This window comes from Stenotrophomonas terrae (assembly GCF_039674165.1).
Classification (GTDB): Bacteria; Pseudomonadota; Gammaproteobacteria; order Xanthomonadales; family Xanthomonadaceae; genus Stenotrophomonas; species Stenotrophomonas terrae_A.
The window spans coordinates 71,554-91,483 of sequence record NZ_JBDJMY010000016.1; the positions used below are offsets into that span (position 1 = coordinate 71,554).

Consider the following 19,930-nt stretch of genomic DNA (forward strand, 5'->3'; position numbering starts at 1 on the left):
CGAGGACGACACGATGAGCACCTACCAGCAACAGATCGACGCCCTGCAGCAGGACTGGGACACCAACCCGCGTTGGAAAGGCTTGAAGCGCACCTACAGCGCCGCCGACGTGGTGCGCCTGCGCGGCAGCGTGCAGCCGGAACACACCCTGGCCAAGCGCGGCGCCGAGCGCCTGTGGGAACTGGTCAATGGCAGCTCGAAGAAGGGCTACGTCAATGCCTTCGGTGCGATCAGCGCCGGCCAGGCCATGCAGCAGGCCAAGGCCGGGCTGGAAGCGGTGTACCTGTCCGGCTGGCAGGTGGCTGCCGATGGCAACACCTCCGAAACCATGTACCCGGACCAGTCGCTGTACGCCTACGACTCGGTGCCCACCATGGTCCGCCGCATCAACAACACCTTCCAGCGCGCCGATGAAATCCAGTGGAAGAACATCATCGACGGCAAGGTCAAGGCCGAGGATGCGATCGACTTCTTCCTGCCCATCGTCGCCGACGGTGAGGCCGGCTTCGGCGGCGTGTTGAACGCCTATGAGCTGATGAAGAACATGATCGTGGCCGGCGCTGCGGCGGTGCACTTCGAGGACCAGCTGGCGGCGGTGAAGAAGTGCGGCCACATGGGCGGCAAGGTGCTGGTGCCAACCCAGGAAGCGATCCAGAAGCTGTCGGCCGCGCGCCTGGCCGCCGACGTGCTGGGCGTGCCGACCATCGTGCTGGCCCGTACCGACGCCGAAGCCGCCAACCTGCTGACCAGCGACTTCGACCCCAACGACACGCCGTTCATCACCGGCCAGCGTACCGCCGAGGGCTTCTACAAGGTCAAGAACGGCCTGGAGCAGGCGATCAGCCGCGGCGTGGCCTATGCCCCGCATGCTGACCTGGTGTGGTGTGAAACCGGCACCCCTGACCTGGGTTTTGCCCGCGAGTTCGCCCAGGCCGTGCATGCGGCCAGCCCCGGCAAGCTGCTGTCCTACAACTGCTCGCCCTCGTTCAACTGGAAGAAGAACCTGGACGACAAGACCATCGCCAAGTTCCAGGACGAGCTGGCCGCGCTGGGCTACAAGTACCAGTTCATCACCCTGGCCGGCATCCACATCAACTGGTTCAATACCTTCAAGTTCGCCCACGACTACGCCCGCGGCGAGGGCATGCGCCACTACGTGGAGCAGGTGCAGGAACCGGAGTTCGCTGCCCGCGAGCAGGGCTATACCTTCGTCTCGCACCAGCAGGAAGTGGGCGCCGGCTACTTCGACGACGTGACCACGGTGATCCAGGGCGGCGCCTCCAGCGTGACCGCACTGACCGGCTCCACCGAGGAAGAGCAGTTCCAGGCTGAAAAGGCTGCCTGAGGGCGCTTATTAGGTCGTTTCAAAGGGGCTCTTACGAGCCCCTTCTTTTTTTTTGGGATAGGCCAGCATCAAACGGTGTAGGGGGTCACAAAACCGATAATTTTGATGATAGGCTCGCGAGATTACTCGTCTGGCATGGACGAGCAGTCCATGAGGCAGGGAATGAGCGGCATGGGAACAGGGGGTCTGGCACTGGAGTCTGAACTTTCCGTCGCTACGTCGGCGGGAGGCGCAGTACTGCGTGCGCAATTGTCACCGGTGGAATTTGCGCTGTTTGCCCAGTACGGCGTCCGCCGCACACTGCAGGCCGACCAGGTGCTGTTCCGCCGTGGCGATCTGGGCAGCTCGATGTTCATCATTGTCAGTGGCGCCATCAGCCTGGACTTCGGTGCCGGCCTGGCGCCCAAGCCCATGGGCTGCAACGACTTCTTTGGCGAGCTCGGCCTGTTGATCGAACGCCACCCGCGTTCCTGCGATGCACGCGCCAACTGCGACAGCGTGCTGCTGGAAATCACCCATGCCAACTTCCACCGCCTGATCGACCAGGATCCGGCGATGGTGGTGTTTTTCCTGCGCCGGACCCTGTCGCGGGTGGTGTCCAGCGAACAACGCCTGATCGCTCAGCTCAGCCGCCGCAACCACGAGTTGGAAACCGCGCTCGGCAATCTCTACAGCGCCAACCACGAGCTGCACCACACCCGTGAGCTGGTTTATGGCGATGACCTGACCGGGCTCAGCAACCGGCGTGCGCTTACCGCCTACCTGCAGAAATCACACCGTTCAGGTCACCGTCCGCGCGGCCTGCTGCTGATCGACTGCGACGACTTCAAGGGTTTGAACGACTCTTACGGTCACCTCGCCGGCGATCATGCACTGCAGTGCTTCGGCCGCATCCTCGCCTCGGTGACCGGCAAGGACGATATCGCCTGCCGGTTGGGCGGCGATGAGTTCTGCGTGCTGCTGATGGACGCCGATGGCGAGAGCCTGCCGCGCACCGCCGATTTCGTGCTCGAAGCGGTGCGCCACCTGATCGCCTACCCGGGCGCAACGGTGGGCGCCTGCTCACTCAGCATCGGCATGGTGTTGATTGGCGAAGACCACCACTGGAACGATTCGTATTCCCGTGCCGACAAGGCCCTGTACGAGGCCAAGCGCGAAGGTGGCAATCGCGCGCAGTGGTGGCAGGGCTGATCCGGTGACCACGGCCTGCCCGGTGTAGCGCATGACCAGCGAGACTGACGTGCTCTCATCCGATCGCCAGCTCAAGACGCTGGTGCTGACCGATCTTTGTGATTCGGTGGCACTGACGGCGCGGATTGGCGATGCCGCAGCAGCTGAGTTGTTTCGTAGCCTGGATGTGCGGGTGCTGCAGCTGTTGCAGCGCTGGAAGGGGCGCCTGATCGATCGCTCCGATGGAATGCTGCTGATATTCGACGTACCCGCGCACGGCCTGGGGTTTGCGTTGGACTATCTGGATGCATTGGCCGAGATCGGCAACGCGCGGAAACTCCCGCTGCAGACGCGGGTCGGGATCCATGTCGGCGACGTGTTGTTCTGGCGCAACGACGAGGCCGCCGTTGCTGCCGGCGCCAAGCCGCTGGATGTAGAAGGTGTCGCCAAGCCCACAGCAGCACGCTTGATGGCGTTGGCGCGCCCAAACCAGATTCTGCTATCGGCGGTGGCCGAGGGTTTGTTGCGAGCCAGTCAGCGGGAGCTGGGTGAACGAGGCAATGGCCTGCAATGGAAATCGCATGGCCGCTGGTACTTCAAAGGCCTGCCGACGGCGCAGGAAGTGTTTGAAGTGGGTGTTGCCGGCCGTGCTCCAATGCGTATGCCAGCGCGTTCGAACATAGCCTGGCGGCGGCTGCCATTGTGGCGGCGGCCGGTGGCACTGGTAGCCGAGTTGATGCTGGTGGTTACGGTAGGTGCGGTGGCATGGGTGCTGGTACGTGCGGAGCCTGCCATCGCATTCGCCGAACGGGATTGGGTGGTTATCGGCGGCGTTGACAATCACACCGGTGAACAACTTCTTGATGGAGCTGTAGAACAGGCGTTCAGAATCAGCTTGGAGCAATCAAGATTTGTAAATGTTCTGAGCGATCTCAAGGTGCGCAAGACATTGGGCTTGATGAATCATGATCCTGATGAGCCAATGAATCGCAAGATGGCGAGTGATGTCGCCATGCGCGATGGTGCCCGTGCGGTGTTGTTGGCTCGCGTAGACGAGGTGGGAAAACGCGTACGTTTCACCGTGGATATCGTTGATCCGCATCAGGGAGCCACATTGGACTCGATTTCCGCCCAAGGAAATGGAATCGATTCTCTATTGGCATCTATCGACGAAGTAAGCGGCAAGCTGCGCGCTCGATTTGGTGAGTCAAGTGATTCGCTGGCGCGCGACGCCTCGCCTCTTCCCGAGGTGACCACCAGCAATATTGAAGCGCTCAGAGCGTACGCCCTGGCTATCAAGGCGCTGTCGAATCGCGATGTAGAGCTCAGTGCCGATTTACTTAAAAAGGCGCTACAGATAGATCCGGAATTTGCGTTGGCTCACATGGGTTTGGCCAGGATCTATTGGTCTGGGCTGGACGAGGCGCCAGCGGTTGCAGAGCTCGAAAGCGCCTTGGCCCACCGTGAAAGGCTCCCACGGCGCGATCAGCTCTATCTCGAAGCTTGGGAGAATGAACTGCGCTCACCTGCGTCGCCACTGCCGCAATGGAAGCTGCTAGCGACTATGTACCCCGATTATTTTGCGGGAGCTTCCAATGCATCCTGGCACCTGATCGTTGACAACCGCTTCAACGAGGCTCTGCCATTCGCTCAGGCTGCGGCTGTGCCGCAGGATCCGCTTCGTTCCGTTCCGCTTGATCATATCGGCCGCATTCAACTCGCCAACGGAGACGCGCAGCAAGCTCTGGATACCTTTCGTCAAGCTGAGCGCGAAAGTGGAGGTCGTCCCATTCGTTACAGCGCCAATGCGCTCGCGCTGCTTGGCCGTGAGGACGAAGCACGCTCGCTTCTGGATAGGCTCCATGCGGTACCCGGCAATCCTTCCAGCCTATATTCGTCCTTGGACCGGATGAGCCTTGCTTTGAGTCAGGGGCGAAAGAGCGATGCACTTGTTGAGGCTGCACGAGCGCGAGAATCGTCTGTGGAGTACGGTGAATCGCACGTCACTCATTTCTCGCTTGTTGAACAGAGCGTTCGCCTGCTTGCCGACCCGAAGGGAAGCTCTGAGCGGGACTTGCAGCGTTTGTTCAATGCGTCGCTGGTAACTGCAAAGGCCAGTGGCAATGTTCGTGGTCGTCAAGAGGCGCTGTTCAGAAGCATGGTCGCGGTCTACATCGCGCAACGGTCCGGATTCAAGGAGTTATCCGCCCACGCCTTGGCAACGTTGCCTCGGCTCCCAGAGCTGGACGGACAGCGTTCACTACAATGGATGCGACTACTTACCCGGGCAACGCAGGCACGGCTGGAAGGAAGGCCGCAGGAAACGGTCGATCTACTGCTGCCCCTACTTGACGGTCATGAGGCTGTACAGGTGAGGGCCGAGTTGGCAGCTGCGTTCTCGGCGCTTGGTAGAAACACGGAGGCGCAACGTCAGCGCGATTGGCTGGCGAGCAACGTTGGCAGAGCTTATGTGGAAATCAATGTTAACCAGCTGCTGCAACCTTTGAATGTCGCCGATGCAGTCGCGGCCAAGGATCAGTTCCTGGCCGCTCCAGCTGTTCAATCTCGGGCATCGCCGTAGGCGGTGATCGCTTGATCAATCTTTCCTGCTTCATAGCAGAAGACGATCGTCAGTCCGGCTACTGATGTCAGGTATTGCTTCAGTATTCCCTTCGATTGCCGAAATTCTTCCTTGCTTGCCAGCGAATCAACTTCGAGGCAAGGCGGGCGGTGCTTCTGTGGGATGACGTACCCAATGTCTGCAAGTGCCTGATACGGATCAGCTGAAAAAAGTGCTCGATAGGCGTCATCCGAAGAAAGCAGGTCGAGCAGCGTGTCGGCTTGATCCGTTGAGAGAGGGGAATGTTCGATAGGAGTCATTGTGCGTTTCTAGGGATGGGTGGCTGAAGATCCAGGCTCTCCACAGTATCGGCAGTATCTTGGCAATTTGAATATGAAAGTTATGAATATTCGTCGTTGTTCGGTTCTTTTCCTTGAGCCAAATGAGACTGTCAGGTTCAGTCTGGGAGCTGTTTTCTCAGGTGGAGACGGTTTGGTTCGTCACAGCGCATGGCAGGCTATTGCCCCCCATCTGGAGAACGGGATGGTTGGCATCGACGAGGGGATGGTCATCATGCTGGGAAAACTCAGCCCCTCGCGTTGGGTGCCTTGGGGTGACTGCGGGGGCACCTACGAGCAAGTCCATGCATTGATACAGAAAGGATTAGTGATTGCTGCAGAGGATATTCCTGGTTTGGAGCACTTCCGCCTGGACGACGAACGCGTTCGCGCGGCCGATTGGTGGCCTTTGGCTGCTGCAAGTGCAGGGCTTGGCCGCTGGTCGGATGTGGACAGTGCGGCTGACATGGAGCGCAATGGGACGAATACCGTTGCCGGACTGATGAAGACGCGGGAGGCTCCCATGCCGGAGCCTGAAAGTTCGGCGGATACTTTCCTGCCTCGATGCGAGTCCGATGCGTTCGATGACCTTCTGCGTCGAAGAGTGACGTGTCGTAACTTCTCCGTGCGGGCGTTGGAGCATGCTGTGTTTGCGCGGATGATGGAAAGAGTATTCGCAGCTACCCATGTCAAGGAACCCGTTCAAGGGCTGCGGTTTCTTAAGCGCAGTAGTCCTTCCGGAGGTGGATTCCATGCAACGGATGCTTATCTTCTAATACAGCGCGTGGCGGGTCTGGAACCGGGTCTCTATCGCTACCTGCCAGAGGCCCACGCGTTGTCCCGTATTGAGGGCTGCTCTGATCAGGTTGAGACGTTGGCAGGTCAGATGGTGGCGGGCCAGCATTGGTTCTCCAATGCGCCTGTGATGGTGGCACTGGTGGCGACCTATCGCAGGAGCTTCTGGAAGTACCGGAACCATGCCAAGGCCTATAGGGCTTTGATCCTGGATAGCGGCCACCTTTCACAGACCCTTTATCTATCCGCTACCGATAAGGGCATGGGGGCCTTCGTGACAGCTGCAATCAACGAAAAGCAGATTGAAACAATGTTCGGGCTTGATCCCTTGGAAAAGGGGGTGATCGCCGTATGCGGCTTTGGTTACCGTGCCGAGGAGATGACGATCACCGAATTCGATCCGGGCAGAGCGGTGTGGTCGGCAACACAGAGCTGAGCCGACCATGATCCGGAGGCGTCGATGATGGCAATCAGCCCGCCTCGAAATCCACCAGCACCGCGCCATCGGCAACCTGATCTCCGGCCTTTGCGCGGAAACCATGCACGGTGCCGTCGGCCGGCGCTTGCAGGGTGTGCTCCATCTTCATTGCTTCCATTACCAGCAGCGGCGTGCCGCGGCTGACCGTGCTGCCCGGCTGCACAAGCAGGGTGACGACGCGGCCGGGCATCGGTGCCAACAGGCTGCCACCGTGATCGTTGCTGTTGTCGGCTTCGGCGACCGGGTCGTGGATGTTGAAGCGCTGTTGCTGGTCGCTGCCGAACACATACAGCGTATTGCCTTCGCGGATTGCCTGGCCGCGCTGCAGACCCTGACCAAGCTGCAGGGCGTAGCCAGCACTGCCAGCTTTCCCTGTCACAGCGATCGAGGTATCGCCGACCTGCACTTGCCAGCCATTGGCGCTGTCGCGGACCCGCAGCTGCTTGCGTTGTTCCAGATGCTCCAGGGTCACCGAGCGTGCCGCGGGGCCGGTGAGGCGCCAGCTGTCGGCAATGGCCCAAGGTGAAGTGTCGTTATTGCGTGGCTGCTCGCTGCTGACGGCCAGCACGGCGGCCAGTGCCCAGTCCTCGTCGCTGGCAGCGACATGGTGGATATCCAGCGCTTCACGCTCGCGCTCGATCAAGGCGGTATCGAGGTTGGCGGTGCGGAAAGAATCGGTCAGTACCAGCCGGCGCAGGAAAGCTGCATTGGTGGTCACGCCGACCACCTGGCACTGTGCTAGTGCCAGCTGCATGCGCTGCAGGGCGCTGTTGCGGTCCACGTCCCAGACGATCAGCTTGGCGATCATCGGATCGTAGTACGGAGTAATTGCGTCGCCTTGTTCAACACCTGCATCCACGCGCACATTGGCGCTGGGCTGCGGCAGTCGCAGGTGACGCAGCGTGCCAGTCGAGGGCAGAAAGCCGCGATCGGCGTCTTCGGCATACAGGCGCGCTTCGATCGCATGGCCGTGGATCTGCAGCTGTTCCTGAGTCTTTGGCATTGGCTGGCCAGCGGCCACGCGCAGCTGCCATTCAACCAGATCGGTGCCGGTGATCAGCTCAGTGACCGGGTGCTCGACCTGCAGACGGGTGTTCATTTCCATGAAATAGAAATCGCCATCCGGGCCTGCGATGAATTCCACCGTGCCTGCGCCAACGTAGCCAACCGCACGCGCTGCATCGGTAGCGGCCTTGCCCATCGCAGCGCGGCGTTCAGCGGTCATGCCAGGCGCGGGTGCTTCTTCCAGCACTTTCTGGTGACGCCGCTGCACCGAGCAGTCGCGTTCAAACAGATAGACCACGTCACCGTGGCTGTCGCCGAACACCTGGATCTCGATATGACGCGGCCGCTCGACGTACTTTTCCACCAGCACATGCGCATTGCCGAACGAGGCCTGCGCCTCGCGCTGACAGCTGGCCAGCGCAGCCTCGAAATCAGCACTGGCCTCGACCTTGCGCATGCCCTTGCCACCGCCACCGGCGCTGGCCTTGATCAGCACCGGATAGCCAATCGCATCGGCCTGCGCCCGCAGGAACTCCGGCTCCTGCCGCTCACCGTGATACCCAGGCGTCAGCGGCACGTTGGCGGTCTGCATCAGTGCCTTGGCCGAACTCTTGTCGCCCATCGCATCGATGGCGCTGGCCGGCGGCCCGATGAAGACGATACCGGTAGCGTCACAGGCACGCGCGAAGCCAGCGTTCTCGGAAAGAAACCCATAACCCGGATGGATAGCCTGCGCACCGCTGCGACGCGCCGCATCGAGAATGACCTCGGCGCGCAGGTAGCTCTCGGCAGCCGGCGCGGCACCGATATGGATAGCTTCGTCAGCCAGACGCACATGTCGCGCATTGCGGTCGGCATCCGAATACACCGCAACGGTAGCGATGCCCATACGACGGCAAGTAGCAATAACGCGGCAGGCGATTTCACCGCGATTGGCGATCAGGATCTTGTTGAACATTGTTTTATCCACGATGTGCCGCGCGGGCAGGGGAGGAGCCGAGGGCTTTCGCCGTTGCTGTTGTTACTGCTCTTGCTCTGGAATTTGCTTTACGGGCCCCTTCCGCAGCGACGGAACCGGTGGGGAATACCCGAAGGGCGACGTGCATGGATGCACGTCGTTTTTCGCCACGACAAGGATGTCGTGTCGAAAAATCCCACCGGTGGAGTGGACCCGGCACGCGCAGCGTGCTGGGCGCGGAGGCAGGGTGCGCTTTCTTTTGGTTAGCTTTTCTTTGCACAAGCAAAGAAAAGTAACTCGCTCCCCAAAGGGGAGTGAAAGCTCTTGCTCTTGATGTGGTATCGAGAAATGACCCCATGAAAGTCACATCCGAAACACACCAAAACGCGTGTCCTGCACAGGCGCATTCAGACTGGCAGCCAACGCCAGCCCAAGCACCCGCCGCGTATCCGCCGGATCAATCACCCCGTCATCCCACAACCGCGCACTCGCGTAATACGGATGCCCCTGCTGCTCGAACTGATCACGGATAGGCTGCTTGAACGCATCCTCTTCCTCGGCCGACCACCCACCACCCTTGGCCTCGATACCATCGCGCTTGACCGTGGCCAACACACTGGCCGCCTGCTCACCGCCCATCACGCCGATGCGCGCGTTCGGCCACATCCACAGGAAGTGCGGCGAATAGGCCCGCCCGCACATACCGTAGTTGCCGGCACCGAACGAACCGCCGATCACCACCGTGTACTTCGGCACCCGCGCATTGGCCACCGCCATGACGAGCTTTGCACCGTCCTTGGCGATACCGCCGTGCTCATACTTGCGGCCGACCATGAAGCCGGTGATGTTCTGCAGGAACAACAGCGGGATGTTGCGCTGGCAGCACAGCTCGATGAAGTGCGCGCCCTTGAGCGCCGACTCCGAGAACAGGATGCCGTTGTTGGCGATGATGCCGACCGGGTGACCGTGCACATGCGCAAAGCCGGTGACCAGGGTGTTGCCGTAACGCGGCTTGAACTCGTCCAGGCGCGAACCATCGACGATGCGCGCAATCACCTCACGCACGTCGTAGGGCTTGCGCGTATCACTTGGAATTACACCGTACAGTTCCTGTGCATCGAACAAAGGCGCCTCGCTGGCCTGCAGCGCGACACCTGCATCCGGCTTGCGCCAGTTCAAATTGGCGATGATGGCGCGCACCCGTGCCAGCGCCTGCAGGTCGTTGTCGGCCATGTGGTCGGCCACGCCGGAGATGCGCGTATGCACATCGGCGCCGCCCAGTTCTTCGGCGCTGACCACTTCACCGGTCGCTGCCTTCACCAGCGGCGGGCCGCCGAGGAAGATGGTGCCCTGTTCCTTGACGATGACGGTTTCATCGCTCATCGCCGGCACATAGGCGCCGCCTGCCGTGCAGCTGCCCATCACGCAGGCGATCTGCGGGATGCCCTGCGCCGACAGATTGGCCTGGTTGTAGAAGATGCGGCCGAAATGATCGCGGTCGGGGAAGACTTCGTCCTGCAACGGCAGGAAAGCGCCGCCGGAGTCGACCAGATAGATGCAGGGCAGGCGGTTCTGCTGGGCGATTTCCTGCGCGCGCAGATGTTTTTTCACCGTGACCGGATAGTAGGTGCCGCCCTTGACCGTGGCATCGTTGGCGACGATCAGGCATTCCACCCCGGACACGCGACCAATACCGGCAACCATGCCTGCACCGGGGACAGGATCGGCGTACATGCCGTGGGCGGCCAGCGGTGCGACTTCCAGGAATGCGCTGCCGGGATCGAGCAGGGCATCGATGCGCTCGCGCACCAGCAGCTTGCCGCGCGCGGTGTGCTTGGCCCGCGCCGCATCGCTGCCGCCGCGCGCGGTGCTCTCCAGCGTGGCGCGCAGGTCATCGACCTGCACCTGCATCGCGGCGCGGTTGGCTTCGAAGCTGTCACTGCCGGGTTGCAGCTGGGAGGTGAGTACGGTCATGGTGGCCAGGTCCTGGGTTTTTATCTTCCCTTCTCACTTTGGGAGAAGGTGCCCCGGAGGGGCGGATGAGGGTAGGCACGCAGCCTGCAAATATCTGGTCCTGCAGTGGCTTGGCCGCCGACCCTCACCCCAACCCCTCTCCCGGAGGGAGAGGGGCTCAAGCGCTTTTACGCGGTCTTCTGGAACAACTCCCGCCCGATCAGCATGCGGCGGATTTCCGACGTGCCCGCGCCAATTTCATACAGCTTGGCATCGCGCCACAAACGGCCGGCCGGGTATTCGTTGATGTAACCATTGCCGCCAAGGATCTGGATGGCTTCACCCGCCGCCCAGGTCGCCTTCTCGGCCGAATAAAGGATGGCACCGGCGGCGTCCTGGCGCGTGGTGCGGCCCTGGTCGCAGGCCTTGGCTACCGCATATACATAGGCGCGGCAGGCATTGAGGCCCACGTACATATCGGCCAGCTTGGCCTGGATCAGCTGGAACGTGCCGATCGCTTCGCCAAACTGCTTGCGCTCATGCACATAGGGCAGCACCACATCCAGCGCCGCCGACATCAAACCCAGCGGGCCACCGGACAACACCACGCGCTCGAAGTCCAGCCCGGACATCAGCACCTTGACCCCGCCACCCACGCTGCCCAGCACGTTCTCGGCCGGCACTTCGCAATCCTGGAACACCAGCTCGCAGGTGTTGGACGAACGCATGCCGAGCTTGTCCAGCTTCTGCGCGGTGGACAACCCCTTCATGCCCTTTTCGATGATGAAGGCGGTGATGCCGCGCGAGCCGGCGTCCGGGTCGGTCTTGGCGTAGACGATCAGCACGTCGGCATCGGGACCATTGGTGATCCACATCTTGTTGCCGTTGAGCACGTAGTGATCGCCGCGCAGGTCGGCGCGCAGCTTCATCGACACCACGTCCGAACCGGCGCCCGGTTCGCTCATCGCCAGCGCACCGACGTGTTCGCCGCTGCACAGCTTGGGCAGGTATTTGTGCTTCTGCGCCTCGCTGGCATTCTTGCGCAGCTGGTTGAGGCAGAGGTTGGAGTGCGCACCATAAGACAGGCCGATGCCGCCGGAGGCGCGCGAGATTTCCTCCATCGCCACCACGTGCGCCAGGTAACCCATGCCGCTGCCGCCGTATTCTTCTTCCACGGTCATGCCCAGCAGGCCTTGTTCGCCGAGCAGGCGCCAGAGCTGGTTGGGAAAGTGATTGCTGGCGTCGGCTTCGGCAGCGAGCGGCGCGATGTGCGCGGCTGCAAACTGCGCCACGCTCTCGCGCAGCATGTCGATTTCTTCGCCCAGGTCAAAGGACAGGGTAGGGACGTGCATGGCTGGCTCCGGTACTGCTTGGCGATAAGGGGCGCACCGGGTTGGGGGGACGGGCAGGCCGTCGGCACGGGCGTTTGCCCGCAGCCTAGCGGCTCCCGGGTAAAAAGTGAATACAAATTCAAAAATTGAACATAGAATCAACAAATGGCTTACAAGCGCTCGGAATTGATGGAAAAACGGCTGGCGGGCAACCGCGAGCGGATCCTGGTCGCGGCCCGCCGGCTGGTCGCTGCGGGCGGCTACCGCAATGCGCCAATCACCGCGGTGGCGGCCGAGGCGGGAGTGTCCACCGGCCTGATCTACCGGCATTTCCCGTCCAAGGCCGAGCTGTTCGTGGAGGTGCTGACCTTCGCCGTGGAACACGAGCTGGAGATCCTGGCCGCCATCGCCGGCGAGCCTCTGCCGGCACCGCAGCGCCTGCAGCGGGCGGTGGCCTCGTTCGTGCGGCGCGCCATGGCCGGCCCCGGGCTGGCCTATGCCTTCATCGCCGAGCCGGTGGACCCGGAAGTGGAAGCCGAGCGCATCCGTTGCCGGCGTCTGTTCGGCGATGTGTTCAAGCGCATTCTCGAAGACGGCGTGCGCGCAGGCGAACTGCCGGCGCAGGATCTGGACATCAGCGCAGCGTGCATCGTCGGTGCCTTCACCGAAGCGTTGGTCGGCCCTACTGCGCCCAGCCGTGATGGCCTGCGCGATGGCGAACACCTGGTCACTGCGATCAGCGCACTGTGCCTGCGCGCAGCAGGTGCCACGCTGCCGCGCTGAGTGCCTGCAGCGGCGTCGGATGTTGCGATGCCGCAGATACGAGCATGTTGATGGGCATTGCGGGGGCGGGCAGACGCTGGTCTATACTCGCCCAGCAGCTGCTGGTCCACCGACAACTCGCCCGGGGTGATGAGACGTGCGGAATTACGACCTTGAGTTTCTGAAGCGCTTTTCCATCGTGATCGCCATCCTGGCCGTCATCACGATTGGCTTGATCATCTTCGCGTCCTACCTGCAGCACGCCATTCCCAAGGAAGTCTCGCCGACCGCGACCAAACGCATCGAGCAGCGCATCGCGCCGATCGGTGCGGTATACGCCGGTGCCACCGGTGCCTCCGCGCAGGCCGCCGCTTCCGCTGCGGCCGCCGCTGCAGCCGCGGCCAGCGGTGCCTACGGCGGCACCCTGGACGGCAAGACCATCTTCGACAACCTGTGCACCGCCTGCCACACCAATGGCGTCGGCAATGCGCCCACGCTGGACCACAGTCACTGGGACAAGCGTCTGGCGCAGGGCAAGGACACCCTCTACAAGCACGCCATCGAGGGCTATACCGGCCCGGACGGCGGCATCATGCCGCCCAAGGGTGGCAATGCCGGGCTCAGCGAGGAGCAGATCCACGCCACCGTGGATTGGATGCTGGCCAATCTGAAATAGAAAGCCGCCAGACTCACGCAGCTGGCAACAGACCCGATTGCTGCAGAATAGCCAGCGCCGCCCGAGCAGGGCGGCGCTTCTGTTTCCGTCTTCCCCGGAGTGCGTCCATGCGTTGTACCCGTACCCTGCTTGCCCTGGCCTTGGCTGCCGCCTGTTCCGGCGCGGCGCTGGCCGCCCCTTCCAAGTCCGTCGTGCTGCCGATCGGCAACGTACAGGGCGCCACCGAGCGCAGCCCCTACGCGGGCAAGACCGTCACCATCGAGGGCGCAGTAACCGCCGACATGCGCGATGGCCTGGGTGGCATCTTCGTGCAGGACGCCGGTGATGGCGACGTCAACACCTCCGATGCCGTGTTCGTGCGCGTGCCCAAGGAACAGGCGCTTCAGCTGGGGCAATGGCTGCGCATCACCGGTACCGTTGAGGAGCAGGCCGCCGGCAAGAGCGAGCAGAGCCTGACCACGCTGCAGGCACAGAGCATCCAACCTGCCGCCGCGCGGCCGCTGCCGGCACCGCTGGTGTTGAGCGAGGCGCCGGCGAACTGGGAGGCGCTGGAAGGAATGCAGGTGCGCATTCCTGCCGGGCTGACCCTGGCCGGGCAGGACCAGCTCACACGTTACGGCGAACTGACCGCGGCCTTCGGTGGCCGCCTGTGGCAGCCCAGCGAAGTGGCTGCCGCCGGCAGCCCCGAGCAGGCTGCGGTGATCGCCGACAACAACCGCCGCCGCCTGCGTCTGGACGATGCCAGTGGCAAGCGCGAACCGGGCGCGGTGTCCTATCTGCCTGCACAGGCGCTGCTGCGCAGTGGCGCCCAGCTGCGCGAGGTGCAGGGCATCGTCGACCAGCGTTTCGACGGTGGCTACCGGCTGCAGCTGACCGCCCCACTGCAGGTGGATGCCGAACGTCCGCAGCAGGCGCCGAGCGTACCGGGCGGCCTGCGCATCGCCGCCTTCAACCTGGAAAACTATTTCAATGGCGACGGCAAGGGCGGCGGTTACCCGACCCTGCGCGGCGCCAAGACCGCCGAGCAGCAGGCCGCACAGCAGGCCAAGCTGATCACCACCATCGGCAGCCTCAATGCCGACGTGGCCGCGCTGATGGAGCTGGAGAACGACGGCTACGGCCCGGGTTCGGCGATCGATCAGCTGGTGCGTGCGCTCAATGCAGCACAGGGCAAGGACGGCGACTGGCGCTTTGTCGATGCTGGCCAAGGCCCTGGCGACAATCCGATCCGCGTCGGCATCATCTACCGCGCTTCAAAAGTGAGCCCGCTCGGCAAGCCGGCGGTGCTGGAGCGCGAGCCGTTCGGCGAACGCAGCCGCGTGCCGCTGGCGCAGGCCTTCCGCATGGGCCGCAAGGGCACGCCGTTCGTGGTGGTGGCCAACCACTTCAAGTCCAAGGGCTGCTCGGAAGCGAGCGGCGCCAATGCCGATCAGAACGATGGCCAGGGCTGCTGGAACGCGACCCGGGTCGAGTCGGCCAAACTGCTGCACAGCTGGTTGCAGGGCGACCCCACCGGCAGCGGCAGCCGTGACGCGGTATTGCTGGGTGACTTCAACGCCTATGCGATGGAAGACCCGATCCGCACTTTGAATGCCGATGGCTGGCAGGATGCGTTCAAGGTGGCCGGCGTGCAGCAGCCTTACAGCTATGTCTACAACGGCCTGACCGGCCGCCTGGATCACGCCTTGTTGAGCCCGGGCATGGCGGCGCGGCTGAAGGGCGCGGCCGAATGGCATATCAATGCCGATGAGGCCGACGAGATGGGTTACCAGGGCCGCAACGTGCCGGGCCCGTGGCGCAGCTCGGATCATGATCCGTTGTTGCTGGGGTTTGAGCCGTAAGGCTGAGAGCTTTGAGAGCACCCCTCCCCAACCCTCCCCTTCGCTACGCGAAAGGGAGGGGGTAGATTGTCTCCCTCCCTTTGCCGCAGGCAAGGGGAGGGCGGGGGAGGGGTGCCTTTGCTGTTGCTCCCAACCAGCAGAAACCCTCAAAGCGTCCCGCGCGCAATCAATCCAATCGCCACCACCGCCAATGCCAGGCCCACGCGGTTCCACATGCTGGTCTTCTCACCGAACACCAGCACACCGACCAGTGCGCCCAGGCACACCACACCGATATTCATGCTGGCAAAGATCGTTGCCGGGCTGTCCGGCAGCGCCTGGTGCGCGCGCACGTAGAACAGGATGTTGCCGAAGTTGAGCAGGCCAAGCAGCAGGCCGTAAACCAGGTTGGTCGAGGTCAGCTGGCTGCCGCCGCTGAGATGTCGTTGCAACTGCCAGCCCAGCATCAGCACGAAGGCGATGCCGAAGCTCACCAGCAGCGCGGCAGTGGAAGGCGTCCCGGCCGCAGCCACCTGCTTCAGCAGGATGTCGATCAAGGCAAAACCTGCCCAGACCCCAAGCAGCCAGCCCCAACCTTGTCCCGCAGCGGCCTTGCGGTCGCCGCTGCGCACGCTCACGCCAATAATGGCAAGCAGGCCAAGTCCGAGGCCGCCCAGCTTCCAACCATTGGCCTGTTCGCCGAACAGCAGGAAGGCGGCCGCCAGCGACAACAGCAGGGACAGCCGCTGGGCCACGTCGCTGCGCACGATGCCGGCCTCGCGCACCGCGCGGGCCAGCACCAGGAAGATGCCGGGCAAGGCCACGGGCAGGGCAAACAGGGCCAGCCACGGCGTATGCGCGCTCTGCAGCGATTGCAGCGAAGGATTGAACAACAGCAGTGACAGCACCGTGGCAGCCAGGTAGTTCCAGGTCACCGCCTGGGGGATGTCGATGCCTTGGCGCGGCGCCAGTTTCAGTAGCACCGATACCAGAACGCTGCAGATCACACTCAGGACAAGGAAATGCATGGAATTGGGCAGTTGTGAAGGCCGGGCGTGAAGCCGCCGGACGGGGCCGCTATTATGGCCGCATGCAAACTCTCCCATTCCCCCACGAATCGGCGACGCTGATGTTGGACGGCCCGGCCGGTCCTCTGGAAGTCGGTGTCGACCTGCCCGATGGTGAAGCCGCTGCCCGGCCCATCATCGCGGTCATCTGCCACCCGCTGTCCATCGAGGGCGGCAGCATGCACAACAAGGTGGTGACCATGGTTTCGCGCGCGCTGCGCGACCTGGGCATCACCACGGTGCGCTTCAACTTCCGCAGCGTCGGCGCCTCGGCCGGTACCTACGACAACGGTGAAGGCGAAGCCGACGATCTGCGCGCGGTGGTCAACTGGGTGCGCAGTGAGCGCCCGGACGCCGCGTTGTGGCTGGCCGGTTTCAGCTTCGGCGCCTATGTGTCGCTGCGTGCCGCCGCCCAGCTACAGCCACAGGCCTTGATCTCGATCGCGCCGCCGGTTGGCCGCCGCACCTGGGATTTCTCCGAAGTGCAGCCGCCTGCCAACTGGTTGGTGGTGCAGGGCGATGCCGACGAGGTGGTGGACGCACACAGCGTGTACCAATGGCTGGAGTCGCTGCCGAATCCGCCGCAGCTGGTGCGCATGCCCGACACCTCACACTTCTTCCACCGCAAGTTGATCGACCTGCGCGGCGCCATCCAGCATGAAGTGCGGCGTTGGCTGCCCGACGGCAGCAACTGAGCATGGATGCAATGACCCCCTCACAGCGCTACGCCGCCGGCGTGGCCCGCGGCGATTGGCGCGATGATGTTGCCCAGCACGCGGCCCTGGCCGAACTGGACCGCATCCACCTAGCCATCGTCGACAGCGCGCAGGATGGCTGGCTGGACCGGCTGTCCGCGTTCTGGAAGAAGCCCGAGCCGGTAAAGGGGCTGTACTTCTGGGGCGGCGTAGGCCGCGGCAAGACCTTCCTGGTCGACCTGTTCTACGACGGCCTGCCGATCGAGCAGAAGTACCGCACCCACTTCCATCGCTTCATGCGCGGCATCCACGAGCAGCTGCACCAGCACCAGGGGCAAAGCGATCCCTTGGCCAAGATTGCCCAGCAGTGGCGCGACAAGCTGCGCGTGCTGGTGCTGGACGAGTTCTTCGTCACCGACATTGGTGATGCGATGTTGCTGGGACGGCTGCTGGAACGCCTGTTCGCCGAGGGCGTGACCCTGGTGACGACGTCCAATACCGCGGTGGAAAACCTCTACCTCAACGGCCTGCAACGCGACAGCTTCCTACCGGCCATCGCGCTGCTGCAGAAGCACTGCGTCGAGCTGTACGCCGAAGGCACCGAGGACTACCGCATGCGCGCGCTGACCCGCTCGCCGGTGTACCGCGCGCCGCTGGATGACGAAAGCGATGCCTGGTTGGCCGGGCGCTGGAAGGAGTTGAGCGGCGCCGAAGAGGCACGTGGCGGCAATATCCAGATCGAAGGCCGCAAGATTCCGGTGCGTGGCCGCGGCAAGAGCATTGCCTGGTTCGATTTTGCGGCCCTGTGCGAAGGCCCGCGTGGGCCGTCGGATTACATCGAGATCGCACACGAGTTCACGACCGTGCTGCTGGGGGGAATCCCGCATTTCGACCGCATGAACGAAGACGCGGCGCGTCGCTTCGTCAATCTGATCGACGAACTGTACGACCGCCAGGTCAACCTGGTCTGCACCGCGCAGGACGCACCGCCGCTGCTGTACAGCGGCACCCGCCTGGCCGGCGCCTTCGAGCGCACCGCCAGCCGCCTGATCGAGATGCAGAGCGCCGAGTACCTGGGCACCGCCCACCGCCAGTAGCGCCGAGCCATGCTCGGCAAGGGGCGTTACCAGCAAAGCAATGTAGTGCCGAGCCATGCTCGGCAGGGGCGTTACCGGGGAAACCATGTAGGAGCGGCGTAAGCCGCGAAGCAGGCAAAGCCTGAAGATCAAGAGCCAAGCCCTCCCCAACCCTCCCCTGCTGCGCAAGGGAGGGGGTACTAACCCCACTGCCCATTCCCATCCGTTCCTATCCGCGTACGCCGCATCACGCGGCCCGCATGGAGCAGGAATCATGGGTAGCTCGAAGCTTGTAAACCGGCCGGCAGTCCGCAGCATGGCGCTGGCCACCGCAGTGACGTTGTTGCTCGGCCTGCCCGTGGCGGCGGCGGTTCGCCATACCCCGTTCCCGGTCGCGGAGACTACGGGTGACTTCAAGGCGCCGACTACACAGCGTACGCGGCAGACCCAACCCAACTTCCAGGCCCCCAGCGCCACCGTCTGCAGTGACACGCCGGTACTGCGCGAGGTTGCCGATCCCAGCCCGAAGGAGCAGAACATCGCCGCGGGCGAGGCGCGTCTGGGCAAAGAGGGCCGCAGCCGGGCGCTGAAGATGATGGCGCCACCTTCTCCACCGGCACCTGTTGCACCTTCGCCTGTTGCCACCGTCGTCGAAGCGGCCGCCGACGCCAGCTACGCCGCTGCGGAAATGCCGATGGCGCCGGTTTCCGGCAGCAGTGCCGTGCGCCAGCAGCAGGTGGCGGTTACCGCCGGTGTGGTCGATGACAACGCCGACTTCGCCGCCTTCCAGCAGTTCCTGCAAGGTCATGAGGAAGCCCGCACCCTCGGTCGCGATGTCAGCGTGCGCCAGCGCCTGCAGGTGGTCGATGCGCAGGGTCGGCCGGTGCCGGATGCAGAGGTGGCGGTGAGCGCACGCAATGGCGCGCGGATGTGGGCGCGCACCGACGCCGGTGGCCAGGTATGGGTGCATCCCAATGCCTTCGATGACCGTGATTCTGACAACTACCAGGTGCAGGTCCGTCGCGCCGGCAGGACCGTGACCGCTGCCCTGCAGCGCGGGCAGAAGAATGCACTGCAGGTGGTGGTGGCCGATGCAGCGCTGCCGGCGCGGGCCAAGCTCGATCTGGTGTTCATGGTGGATGCCACCGGTTCGATGGCCGATGAAATCGACAAGCTGCGTGATTCCCTGCAGGGAATCGTGCGCGATATCGCCAAGCTGCCGTCCAATCCGGACATCTGCCTGGGGCTGGTGACCTATCGTGATCGCGGCGACGAATACTTCGTGCGCGGTTGGGACCTGAGCAACAACGTGGGCGCCTTCCAGAAGGTGCTTGATGGCGTGCAGGCCAATGGCGGTGGCGACTATCCGGAAGCGATGAACGAGGCCTTCGATCATGCGGTGCAGGCAATGAACTGGCGCGGCAGCGCGACCACGCGCCTGCTGGTGTCGCTGGCCGACGCGCCGCCGCACATGGATTACCCGCAGCCGCGTTATGAGCAGACCATGCTGGCCGCACTGGGCAAGGGCATCAAGGTATTGAGCGTGGCTGCATCCGGCCAGGACACGACTGGTGAGATAGCGCAGCGGCAGATCGCGCAGTTCACCGGCGGTCGCTTCATCTTCCTCACCTACAAGGACGCCCGTGATCCCTCCAGCGGCCCGGGTAGCGAGACCGTGCATGAGGTGGAGAACTATTCGGTCGACACCCTGGACAAGCTGGTGGTGAAGCTTGTGCGCGAGGAATTGGCGCAGTTGCCGAAGGGGTGATGTGCTCCCTCCCTTTGGCGTAGCCAAGGGGAGGGCTGGGGAGGGGTTGGCTTTTGGGCTGTTCGTGCATTGTCAGCTTCGCGGCTTACGCCGCTCCTACAGGGCTCACCTGTAGTGCCGAGCCATGCTCGGC

General features: G+C 63.3%; 15 protein-coding genes. 10 read left to right on the top strand and 5 right to left on the bottom strand.

The window, feature by feature from the left end; all coding sequences use genetic code 11:
- Positions 1-13 precede the first annotated feature (13 nt).
- The 3 genes from aceA to ABE493_RS09660 all read left to right on the top strand — a co-directional run bounded on the left by aceA (position 14) and on the right by ABE493_RS09660 (position 5,096).
- On the top strand, positions 14-1,345 hold the full coding sequence (aceA, locus tag ABE493_RS09650; RefSeq protein WP_346498713.1) for an isocitrate lyase: 1,332 nt from the start codon (positions 14-16) through the stop codon (positions 1,343-1,345).
- A gap of 171 nt (positions 1,346-1,516) precedes the next feature.
- A complete protein-coding gene (locus ABE493_RS09655) occupies positions 1,517-2,536 on the top strand; it encodes a GGDEF domain-containing protein (protein ID WP_346498714.1) in 1,020 nt (339 codons plus the stop codon).
- 31 nt (positions 2,537-2,567) lie between these two features.
- Positions 2,568-5,096 (top strand): putative peptide modification system cyclase, encoded by a 2,529-nt coding sequence (locus tag ABE493_RS09660; protein WP_346498715.1) that lies wholly within the window; start codon positions 2,568-2,570, stop codon positions 5,094-5,096.
- Here ABE493_RS09660 and ABE493_RS09665 read toward each other — a convergent pair.
- The gene (locus tag ABE493_RS09665; RefSeq protein WP_346498716.1) at positions 5,075-5,395 is read right to left on the bottom strand and encodes an NHLP-related RiPP peptide; all 321 of its coding nucleotides are present in this window, start codon (positions 5,393-5,395) and stop codon (positions 5,075-5,077) included. The two genes, ABE493_RS09660 and ABE493_RS09665, sit on opposite strands and share 22 nt — an antisense overlap.
- Positions 5,396-5,468: 73 nt before the next feature.
- Between ABE493_RS09665 and ABE493_RS09670 the strand changes: the two genes are divergently transcribed.
- Entirely contained in the window at positions 5,469-6,644 is a 1,176-nt protein-coding gene (locus tag ABE493_RS09670) for a putative peptide maturation dehydrogenase (RefSeq protein ID WP_346498717.1), read from the top strand.
- A gap of 34 nt (positions 6,645-6,678) precedes the next feature.
- On the opposite strand, the gene ABE493_RS09675 is transcribed toward ABE493_RS09670, so the two are convergent.
- The 3 genes from ABE493_RS09675 to ABE493_RS09685 all read right to left on the bottom strand — a co-directional run bounded on the left by ABE493_RS09675 (position 6,679) and on the right by ABE493_RS09685 (position 11,954).
- Positions 6,679-8,649, bottom strand: coding sequence for an acetyl/propionyl/methylcrotonyl-CoA carboxylase subunit alpha (locus tag ABE493_RS09675; protein WP_346498718.1), 1,971 nt, complete (start codon positions 8,647-8,649; stop codon positions 6,679-6,681).
- A gap of 363 nt (positions 8,650-9,012) precedes the next feature.
- Entirely contained in the window at positions 9,013-10,623 is a 1,611-nt protein-coding gene (locus tag ABE493_RS09680) for a carboxyl transferase domain-containing protein (RefSeq protein WP_346498719.1), read from the bottom strand.
- A 167-nt stretch (positions 10,624-10,790) separates the two neighbouring features.
- On the bottom strand, positions 10,791-11,954 hold the full coding sequence (locus ABE493_RS09685; protein WP_346498720.1) for an isovaleryl-CoA dehydrogenase: 1,164 nt from the start codon (positions 11,952-11,954) through the stop codon (positions 10,791-10,793).
- Between the two features lie 144 nt (positions 11,955-12,098).
- Here ABE493_RS09685 and ABE493_RS09690 point away from each other — a divergent pair, with 144 nt between their 5' ends.
- From ABE493_RS09690 to ABE493_RS09700, 3 genes are all read left to right on the top strand, one after another.
- Complete coding sequence (locus tag ABE493_RS09690) at positions 12,099-12,716, top strand: TetR/AcrR family transcriptional regulator (RefSeq protein WP_346498721.1); 618 nt, start codon at positions 12,099-12,101, stop codon at positions 12,714-12,716.
- A 136-nt stretch (positions 12,717-12,852) separates the two neighbouring features.
- Entirely contained in the window at positions 12,853-13,371 is a 519-nt protein-coding gene (locus tag ABE493_RS09695) for a c-type cytochrome (RefSeq protein ID WP_346498722.1), read from the top strand.
- Between the two features lie 107 nt (positions 13,372-13,478).
- Entirely contained in the window at positions 13,479-15,212 is a 1,734-nt protein-coding gene (locus ABE493_RS09700; RefSeq protein WP_346498723.1) for an ExeM/NucH family extracellular endonuclease, read from the top strand.
- 146 nt (positions 15,213-15,358) lie between these two features.
- On the opposite strand, the gene ABE493_RS09705 is transcribed toward ABE493_RS09700, so the two are convergent.
- Positions 15,359-16,219: an EamA family transporter gene (locus ABE493_RS09705; RefSeq protein WP_346498724.1), complete on the bottom strand. Its 861-nt coding sequence runs from the start codon at positions 16,217-16,219 to the stop codon at positions 15,359-15,361.
- Between the two features lie 62 nt (positions 16,220-16,281).
- On the opposite strand from ABE493_RS09705, the gene ABE493_RS09710 reads away from it, so the two are divergent.
- The 3 genes from ABE493_RS09710 to ABE493_RS09720 all read left to right on the top strand — a co-directional run bounded on the left by ABE493_RS09710 (position 16,282) and on the right by ABE493_RS09720 (position 19,797).
- Positions 16,282-16,953 (top strand): alpha/beta hydrolase, encoded by a 672-nt coding sequence (locus tag ABE493_RS09710; protein ID WP_057627047.1) that lies wholly within the window; start codon positions 16,282-16,284, stop codon positions 16,951-16,953.
- Between the two features lie 2 nt (positions 16,954-16,955).
- Positions 16,956-18,050, top strand: coding sequence for a cell division protein ZapE (zapE, locus tag ABE493_RS09715; RefSeq protein WP_346498725.1), 1,095 nt, complete (start codon positions 16,956-16,958; stop codon positions 18,048-18,050).
- Between the two features lie 253 nt (positions 18,051-18,303).
- A complete protein-coding gene (locus ABE493_RS09720) occupies positions 18,304-19,797 on the top strand; it encodes a vWA domain-containing protein (RefSeq protein ID WP_346498726.1) in 1,494 nt (497 codons plus the stop codon).
- Positions 19,798-19,930 lie beyond the last annotated feature (133 nt).

Bases quoted from the DNA above. Each gene is read 5' to 3' on its own strand.
- ABE493_RS09675 (WP_346498718.1), bottom strand. From the start codon at position 8,649: ATGTTCAACAAGATCCTGATCGCCAATCGCGGTGAAATCGCCTGCCGC.
- ABE493_RS09685 (WP_346498720.1), bottom strand. From the start codon at position 11,954: ATGCACGTCCCTACCCTGTCCTTTGACCTGGGCGAAGAAATCGACATG.
- ABE493_RS09665 (WP_346498716.1), bottom strand. From the start codon at position 5,395: ATGACTCCTATCGAACATTCCCCTCTCTCAACGGATCAAGCCGACACG.
- ABE493_RS09705 (WP_346498724.1), bottom strand. From the start codon at position 16,219: ATGCATTTCCTTGTCCTGAGTGTGATCTGCAGCGTTCTGGTATCGGTG.
- ABE493_RS09710 (WP_057627047.1), top strand. From the start codon at position 16,282: ATGCAAACTCTCCCATTCCCCCACGAATCGGCGACGCTGATGTTGGAC.
- ABE493_RS09680 (WP_346498719.1), bottom strand. From the start codon at position 10,623: ATGACCGTACTCACCTCCCAGCTGCAACCCGGCAGTGACAGCTTCGAA.
- ABE493_RS09700 (WP_346498723.1), top strand. From the start codon at position 13,479: ATGCGTTGTACCCGTACCCTGCTTGCCCTGGCCTTGGCTGCCGCCTGT.
- aceA (WP_346498713.1), top strand. From the start codon at position 14: ATGAGCACCTACCAGCAACAGATCGACGCCCTGCAGCAGGACTGGGAC.
- ABE493_RS09720 (WP_346498726.1), top strand. From the start codon at position 18,304: ATGGGTAGCTCGAAGCTTGTAAACCGGCCGGCAGTCCGCAGCATGGCG.
- ABE493_RS09660 (WP_346498715.1), top strand. From the start codon at position 2,568: ATGACCAGCGAGACTGACGTGCTCTCATCCGATCGCCAGCTCAAGACG.
- ABE493_RS09690 (WP_346498721.1), top strand. From the start codon at position 12,099: ATGGCTTACAAGCGCTCGGAATTGATGGAAAAACGGCTGGCGGGCAAC.
- ABE493_RS09655 (WP_346498714.1), top strand. From the start codon at position 1,517: ATGGGAACAGGGGGTCTGGCACTGGAGTCTGAACTTTCCGTCGCTACG.
- zapE (WP_346498725.1), top strand. From the start codon at position 16,956: ATGGATGCAATGACCCCCTCACAGCGCTACGCCGCCGGCGTGGCCCGC.
- ABE493_RS09670 (WP_346498717.1), top strand. From the start codon at position 5,469: ATGAAAGTTATGAATATTCGTCGTTGTTCGGTTCTTTTCCTTGAGCCA.